This is a genomic window from Phytohabitans sp. LZ39, assembly GCF_059359075.1.
In genome coordinates this window covers 762505-769815 of record NZ_JCADBM010000001.1, presented here as the reverse complement: position 1 = coordinate 769815, position 7311 = coordinate 762505, and the positions used below count along the sequence as shown (strand labels likewise).

The 7311-nt window shown below is 72.7% G+C and carries 8 protein-coding genes; all 8 read right to left on the bottom strand.

Translation table 11 applies throughout. The features are described from left to right. Nucleotides 1-126 precede the first annotated feature (126 nt). The 8 genes from AC5L36_RS03585 to AC5L36_RS03550 all read right to left on the bottom strand — a co-directional run bounded on the left by AC5L36_RS03585 (nucleotide 127) and on the right by AC5L36_RS03550 (nucleotide 7302). Nucleotides 127-999 (bottom strand): lysophospholipid acyltransferase family protein, encoded by an 873-nt coding sequence (locus tag AC5L36_RS03585; protein WP_441220212.1) that lies wholly within the window; start codon nucleotides 997-999, stop codon nucleotides 127-129. Beyond that, nucleotides 996-2051 (bottom strand): NAD-dependent epimerase/dehydratase family protein, encoded by a 1056-nt coding sequence (locus AC5L36_RS03580; RefSeq protein WP_441220211.1) that lies wholly within the window; start codon nucleotides 2049-2051, stop codon nucleotides 996-998. Before AC5L36_RS03580 ends, AC5L36_RS03585 begins: the two co-directional genes overlap by 4 nt. A gap of 50 nt (nucleotides 2052-2101) precedes the next feature. Then, a complete protein-coding gene (locus tag AC5L36_RS03575) occupies nucleotides 2102-2203 on the bottom strand; it encodes a 30S ribosomal protein bS22 (RefSeq protein ID WP_007465623.1) in 102 nt (33 codons plus the stop codon). Between the two features lie 132 nt (nucleotides 2204-2335). Continuing rightward, nucleotides 2336-2548 (bottom strand): helix-turn-helix domain-containing protein, encoded by a 213-nt coding sequence (locus AC5L36_RS03570; RefSeq protein ID WP_173040309.1) that lies wholly within the window; start codon nucleotides 2546-2548, stop codon nucleotides 2336-2338. Nucleotides 2549-2756: 208 nt separating this feature from the next. Next, nucleotides 2757-3941 (bottom strand): ABC transporter permease, encoded by a 1185-nt coding sequence (locus AC5L36_RS03565; protein WP_441220210.1) that lies wholly within the window; start codon nucleotides 3939-3941, stop codon nucleotides 2757-2759. Continuing rightward, nucleotides 3938-4621, bottom strand: a complete 684-nt coding sequence (locus AC5L36_RS03560) for an ABC transporter ATP-binding protein (protein WP_441220232.1) — start codon at nucleotides 4619-4621, stop codon at nucleotides 3938-3940. Before AC5L36_RS03560 ends, AC5L36_RS03565 begins: the two co-directional genes overlap by 4 nt. A gap of 1 nt (nucleotide 4622) precedes the next feature. Next, nucleotides 4623-6002, bottom strand: a complete 1380-nt coding sequence (locus AC5L36_RS03555) for an efflux RND transporter periplasmic adaptor subunit (protein ID WP_441220231.1) — start codon at nucleotides 6000-6002, stop codon at nucleotides 4623-4625. 1 nt (nucleotide 6003) lies between these two features. After that, a complete protein-coding gene (locus AC5L36_RS03550; protein ID WP_441220209.1) occupies nucleotides 6004-7302 on the bottom strand; it encodes a hypothetical protein in 1299 nt (432 codons plus the stop codon). Between the last annotated feature and the right edge of the window lie 9 nt (nucleotides 7303-7311).

Here is a 7311-nt window from a genome sequence, read left to right as displayed (position 1 = left end):
GTACATCGCCCGCGAGCTCTACCAAATCATCACAACAAACGACCCTGACCCCGCCGCTTGACAACCATAGGAGCATCGTCGCGGTAGCTCAGATCTGTCTCTTGGGTTTCGAGGAAGAGGAGCGCGCTAGCGGCCGAACGGGTCGGGGCGCTTTTCGAGGAGGCGGTGGAGCGTCTGCTGGATCGTCTCGCGCACCTGGTCGGCGAGGTTGAAGATGACCATCGGGTCGTCGGCGTGGTCGACCAGGTCGGCGGTGGGGATCGGCGGGCAGAACTCGATGAGCCATTTGCTCGGCAGCGGCACCAGCCCGAGCGGCCCAAGCCAGGGAAAGGTCGGGGTGACCGGAAAGTACGGCAGCTTGAGCAGGCGGGCCAGCGGCTTGAGGTCGCCGAGGATCGGGTAGATCTCCTCGGCGCCGACGATGGCCACCGGGACGATCGGGGTGCCGGTGCGCAGCGCGGCCGACACGAAGCCGCCGCGGCCGAAGCGCTGGAGTTTGTACCGGTCCTTGTAGTGCTTGCCTACGCCCTTGAAGCCTTCCGGGAAGACGCCGACGAGCTCGCCGCCGCGCAGTAGGCGCTCGGCGTCCGGGTTGCAGGCCACGGTGCCGCCTGACTTGCGGGTCAGCTCGGAGAGCACGGGCACCCGGAAGACCAGGTCGGCGCCGAGCAGGCGCAGGTGGCGGGCCTTGGGGTGCTCGTCGTGCACGGCCACCGAGAGCATCAGCGCGTCCATCGCCACGGTGCCGGAGTGGTTGCCGACCACCAGGCCGGCGCCGTCGTCCGGCAGGTGTTCGAGGCCGAAGACCTCGGTGCGGAACCAGTCGCGGTAGAGCCGGCGCAGCACCGGATAGAAGACGTGGTCGGTCAGCTCCGGGTCGAAGCCGAACTCGTCCACTTCGTATTGACCGGAGAGGCGGCGGCGCAGGAAGGAGAGGGTCGAGGCGACCCGCTTGTCCCACGGGTCGCCCGGCCAGTCGTCGACAGCCGGGTCACTCATGAGGGTTCTTTCGCAGCGGAGGCGCGGACTCGCCGGATGCCGTCGAGGATGGCCCGCTCGGCGGCCGCCAGCTGGTCGGCGGTCACCACGGCGCGGTCGGCGTGCCCGCGGATGAAATCGTCGAACGCGGCCGCGGTGGTGCGCGGCTCGAAACCGTACTCCTCGACGAGGCGGGTGGTGTCGACCACCCGGCCGTGCACGAAGAGGTCGAGCTGGTCGAGACCGTAGCGACCGAGCCGCAGCCCGCCGGCGAGCGTGGCGGCGGCGGAGAGGCCGGGCTCGAAGACCGGCACGGCGAGCCGCCCGGCCCGCCGGATGGCCTGGGAGAGCGCGAGCACGCCGGCACCTGCCACGTTGAACGTGCCCGGGTGGTCTTCTACCACCGAGCGGCGCAGCACCTCGAGCGCGTCGTCGACGTGCACGAACTGGAGCCGCGGGTCGCGCCCGAACACGGTGGGCACGAGCGGCTGCGCGAAATAGCGGGTGAGGCTGGTGTCTGCCGTGGAGCCGATGAACGGCGCGAAGCGGAGCACCGTCGCGCTCACGTCGGGCCGCCGGCGGCGGAAGCCGCGCAGGTAGCCCTCGACGTCGAGGATGTCTCGCGCGAACCCGCCGCGCGGCACCTGCCGCGGCTCGGTGTCTTCGGTGAAGACGGCCGGGTCGCGGAACGAGGCGCCGTATGCCGCCGTGGACGAGCGCATCACCAGCTTGCGCAGGTGGGGTGCCCGCTGGCAGGCGGCGAGGAGCTGCAACGTGCCGATGACGTTTTGCTCCTTCATCGCCGCCCGGCCGCCCGGCTCGGGCGACGTGACGAGCGCGAGATGCACCACGACCTCGGCGTCGAGCTCGGCCACGACGGTGTTGGCGGAACCGGCGTCGGCGCGCACGTGCTCGACGCCGCCGAGCATCTCCTGGAGCTCGGCGGCGGGCTCGTTGGGGTCGAGACCCACCACGCGACCGACGCGCTCGTCGGCGGCGAGGCGGGCGGCGACATGCGCGCCGAGATGCCGGCTGATGCCGGTTACCACGACGACGCCCAAGGCGGCAGTCACCGCCACCTCACGATTCGATGGTCGCCCGGCGCACGCGCCCGGACGCGGACTTACTTACCGAGACGGCGACGCTGGACGCGGGTCTTGCGCAGCAGCTTGCGGTGCTTCTTCTTAGCCATGCGCTTGCGGCGCTTCTTGACCACCGAGCCCATACGAAAGCCTTCCCATTGCGATTTCGACTACAGCCGGTCACCGACCGGCGACCAATCTGGACAGCGGACCGGAGCTAACTGGTGGGCGCCGACGCCCGTCGGACTCACGGTCGCCCACCAGGGTAGCCCCTGTTACGCCGACTCTTGGAACGCCCCCCGAAGGTATTCGTGCACCGCGTGCTCCGGGACCCGGAACGACCGGCCAACCCGGACCGCCGTCAACTCGCCGGAGTGCACTAGCCGGTAAACGGTCATCTTCGAGACCCGCATCAGCGTCGCCACCTCGGCGACGGTCAGGAACTTGACCTCCGACAGTCTGCTCTCGGACTGTGGTGATCCTGCCATGGCTCACCAACCCATCCCATCCCCGGCGCGTGCCGCCGGGCCGGATGCGCCGCGGCGGGCAACGCGCGTGTAACTAGTACGGTACCGGGACGGCTGTGACCCACGCGATCCCTTCAGCCAGATGATCATGATCAGTCAAGTCGCCACTCCGGGCGATTAGCTTAATTCACCCCAAGGGGGCATATCCCCTCTTGTGATCGAAGCTCGGTCACTCCGTGCGGAGGGCGACCACCGGGTCGAGGCGGCCGGCACGCTGGGCCGGCACCACGCCGAAGATGATCCCCACCGCGGCCGAGACGCCGAACGCCAGCGCCAGCGACCACCAAGTGATCGCCGCCGGCACCGGGGAGAGCTCGCCGACCAGCAGCGCCCCGCCCACGCCGAGGGCCATGCCGGTGACCCCGCCGATGGTCGTGAGCAGCACCGCCTCCAGCAGAAACTGCACGCCGATGTCGCGCGGCCGGGCACCGACCGCCTTGCGCAGGCCGATCTCCCGGGTCCGCTCGCGCACCGAGACGAGCATGATGTTGGAGACACCCACGCCGCCCACGAGCAGCGAGATGCCCGCGATGGCCGCCAGCACACCGGTCAGCACGCCGAGGATGTCCCCGAGTACACCGAGGATCTGCTCCTGCGTCACGGCGCTGAACTCGGTGTCCGGGTGGCGCTTGCTGAGCTCGGCCACGATCCGCTCGCCGAGCGCGTCGATCCGCTCCCGGTCGGGCGCCTTGACCGCGATGCCGTCGATGCGGTTGGTGCCGTACAGCCGGTGTGCCGTCGTCACCGGGATGTGCACCTCGTCGTCCCGGTCGACGCCGAGGCTCTGCCCGAGCGGCGCGAATACGCCGATCACGCGAAACCGCACGCCCGCGACCGACACCTGCTGGCCGACCGGGTCGCGGTCGCCGAAGAGGGTACGAGCCACGGTCGCGCCGAGCACCGCCACCCGCCGCGCCGTGTCCACATCGGACGCCGTGAGGTAGCTGCCCCGCCCGACATCGCGGACGAAGACCTGCGGCGTCGTCTCCAGCACGCCCTGCACGGTGGTGAACGTGGAACGGGTGCCGGCGCGGACCGTCTCGCCGGACGTGACCGTGACCGCCACCCGCGACGGATCGCCGACCACCCGGCTCACGGCGTCTACATCGGACAGTGAGAGGCGGGAGACGGAGGGCGCGGAGTTGAACTCCAGCCGCCCCGGCACGACGATCAGCAGGTTGGAGCCGAGCCCCTCGACCTGCTGCTCCACCTCGCGCTTGGCACCGGTGCCGATCGCGACGAGCACGACCACCGCGGCGACGCCGATCACCACGCCGAGCATGGTCAGCCCGCTGCGCAACCGGTTGGCCCGCAGGGCGTCGAGCGCGACCCGCCAGGCCTCGACGATCCTCACTCCGCGCCCTCGGGCACGATCTGGCCGTCGCGCATCGCGATCTGCCGGTGGGCCCGGGCGGCCACGTCGCGGTCGTGGGTGACGATCACGAGAGCCACGCCGGAGGTCGAGTTCAGGTCTTCGAGCAGGCCCAGCACGGCGGCGCCGGTCGCGGTGTCGAGGTTGCCGGTCGGCTCGTCGGCCAGCAGCACCGCCGGGTCGGTGACCAGCGCCCGCGCGATCGCCACCCGCTGCTGCTCGCCGCCGGAAAGCTGGTTGGGCCGGTGGTGGAGCCGGTGGCCGAGCCCCACCCGCTCCAGCATCTCCGCCGCCTTCGCCCGCCGCTGCCGGGCGCCCACGCCGCGGTACACGAGGGGCAGCGCCACGTTGTCGACCGCCGACGTCCGGGGCAGCAGGTGGAACGCCTGGAAGACGAAGCCGATCGTCTCGTTGCGCAGCCGCGCCATCTCCGGCGCGGAGAGCGTCGACACGTCTCGCCCGCCGATGACCAGGCGGCCACCGGTCGGCTGGTCGAGCCCACCGAGCAGGTGCATCAGCGTCGACTTGCCCGAGCCCGACGGCCCGACGATCGCCACGTAGTCGCCCGGCTCGACGACAAGGGAGACGCCTCGCAGAGCCGGTACGGAAACCCCGTCCAGCTCGTACGTCCGGGTGACGTCAGCCGCTTCGACCGTCACGATCTCACGGCACTTCTTGGCCGGCGGTGACCTGGTCGGTGCCGCGGACCACCACGCTGTCGCCGGGCGCCACCCCGGTGACGATCTGCACGACGTCTTGCCCCTGCACGCCGACGGTCACGTCGACCCGGGCGGCGCGGCCGTCGCGGACCACCCAGACCGCGTCGCGGCCGTCGGCGGAGAAGACCGCCGCGGCGGGCACGGTGACCGCGTCGGCCGCCTCGCGCACCTGGAGATGGACGACCGCGCTCATGCCCGGCCGGGGTGGCGGGGCGTCGCGGCCGTCGCCGAACTGCCCGGCGCCGAGGGCGAGCCGGACGCGGTACGCGACGCCGCCGCGCGCCGAGGCGGTCGGCAGCACGTCGACCGAGCGGACCTCGCCCGCGTACGTGGCGCCGGTCGCCGCGTCGAGCTCCACCGTCGCCTTCAGGCCGGGGCGGACCAGCAGCACATCGGTCTCGTCGACCTCGGCGACGAGACCGAGTGCGGACACGTCGACGATCGTCAGGATGGCGGTGCCCGCGGTGACCTGGCCGCCGACCGGCACGGCGACGTCGACGCCGGCCGCCGGGCCCTGCGCCGCGGGCGGGTTCAGCGCGCCGGTGGGCAGCTGCGCACCGGACCCGCCGAGCAGCCCGGCCAGCGCCTCGGCGGACGCGCCGCCGGCCGGCGCGGCGGCACCACCGAGCTGCACCACGCCGGGAATCGGCGCCCGCAGGGTCAGCGCATCCACAGTGGACTTTGCCAGGTCGTAGGCCTGCTGCGCCTGGAGGCGCTGGGCGGCCGAGAGCGCGCTGACCGCCGAGCTGAGCCCGGCCACGCCCCGCTGCACCGCGCGGACCGCTTGGCCGGCGGCGCGAGCGGCCGCCTCGTACTGCTTCTCCGCCGCGTCGACGTTGGCGAGCAGCACGCCGCGGATCCGCTGATCGGCGATCTTGCCGGCGGCGGCGCGGGCGGCGTCGAACGCGGCGGCCGCGGCCTTGTCGGTATTGCGCTGGACGGTCGTGAGGTTGACCCCGCCGCCGAAGCCGCCACCCGCCCGCTTGGCCGCGTCGAGCGCCGCCTTGGCCTGGGTGAGCCGCTGCTTGGCACCGGGCGAGTCGACGACCGCGAGCACCTGGCCGCGCCGCACGGTGGCGCCCGGACCCACCCGCATCACGGCGAGCGTGCCGTCGGCCGGTGAAGTGAGCGTGGCGGCCGCCTTCGCGGTGACCGAGGCCGGTGCGTCGACCACCTCCGCCACCTCGCCGCGGGACGCATTGCCAAGGGCCACGGCCGACTCGTCGTCGCCACAGGACGCGGCTGTCGCGCCGAGCGCGAGGAGGGCAGCGCCGGCGAGCAGGATCAGTCTTCGTGGCGGGGGGACGCCAGACACCCGAGTAATCCTACGAGGCCGCGCTCCGCACGTACGACACGCAGTCGTCCTGAAGGGCCTGCCACGGCTCGCCGAAGACCTTGGTGGACGCCGCCTCGGGTGACTTTCGCTCGTGCACGACCGCCTTGAAGAACGCGAGCATCGCCTCCTCGCCGTAGCGGTCGACGAGGTGGCGGACGGCGAGGTAGCCGACCCCGTACGCGGCGCTGACCTGCCAGTCCGTGGCTCGCTCGCCCGGCTCGGCCGCGCTCAGCGGACCGCGCCACCCGCCGGACACGAGCCGCCGCACGTCGCCCAGGCTCTCGTACCGGCTGACCGGCCGCCCGCCCGCGGCGGCGAGGTCGGCGAGGCCCTCGACCAGCCACCAGTTTTCACCGGTGCGGTAGCCGCCGCCGGGCAGCGAGGCCGCGTGCGTCATCTCGTGCCGTAGCAGGTCGTCGAGCACGCTGCTGTGCAGGCCCTTCGCGTTGAGCACCACGTCGAAGTGGCCACCCCCGACCGGCACCGCGTATCCGGCGGTCCACTCCGGCCGGTCGCCGCCGTACCAGCGCCGCCACTCCTTCTCGCCGGCGTAGAAGACCTGGTAGTGCCGGGGCGGCAGGCCACCGACCGCGTACCGGTCGGCGACCTCGGCCGCCCGCTCGGCCTCGCGCAGCACCTCGGCGAGGTGGCCCTTCTGCGCCGCCGTCGTGGCGACCACCGCCCGCTTGCCCAGGGCGACCACCAGGTCGCTGGCCTCCCACGGCCGCGGACCGTCCTGCGCCGAGGGCGACGGCGCCAGGGCGACCATGCGTGGCACGCCGCCGCGGTCGACCCAGGTCGTCTCGATGGATACCGGACCGGTGAGGCAGCCCGGGTCGACGAAGCAGTGCTCGTACGTCACCGCGACCCGCCACCGCGACCCGGCCCGGTCCGGGATGTCGGTGATCCGCACCTGCCAGGCGGTGACCTTCAGCGCCCGCAGCGACCGGAACTGCCGCCGCAGCGCACCGACCGCCGCCGACTTCGGCTCGGCGACCGCGAGGAACCCCCGCTCGTCGCCGCGGAGCAGCGCGCCGGCCTGCTCGGTGAGCACATCCGCGATCCGCTCGCGCAGCCAGAGCTGGGTCATCTGCTCCGGGTCGCCCGGCTCGGGGCTGTGGATGGCGATCGGGCTGGCGCTGGCCGACGCGCCCGGGCCGTGGTCGCGGAGGGTAACGATCACGACCAGCGGGACGGCGCAGGACAGCACCACGGCGACCGACCCGAGCGCCAGCCACAGCGGCCAGCGCCGGCGCGATCCCGGCTCCGGCCCCGGTGCGTCCGTCACACGCGGGAC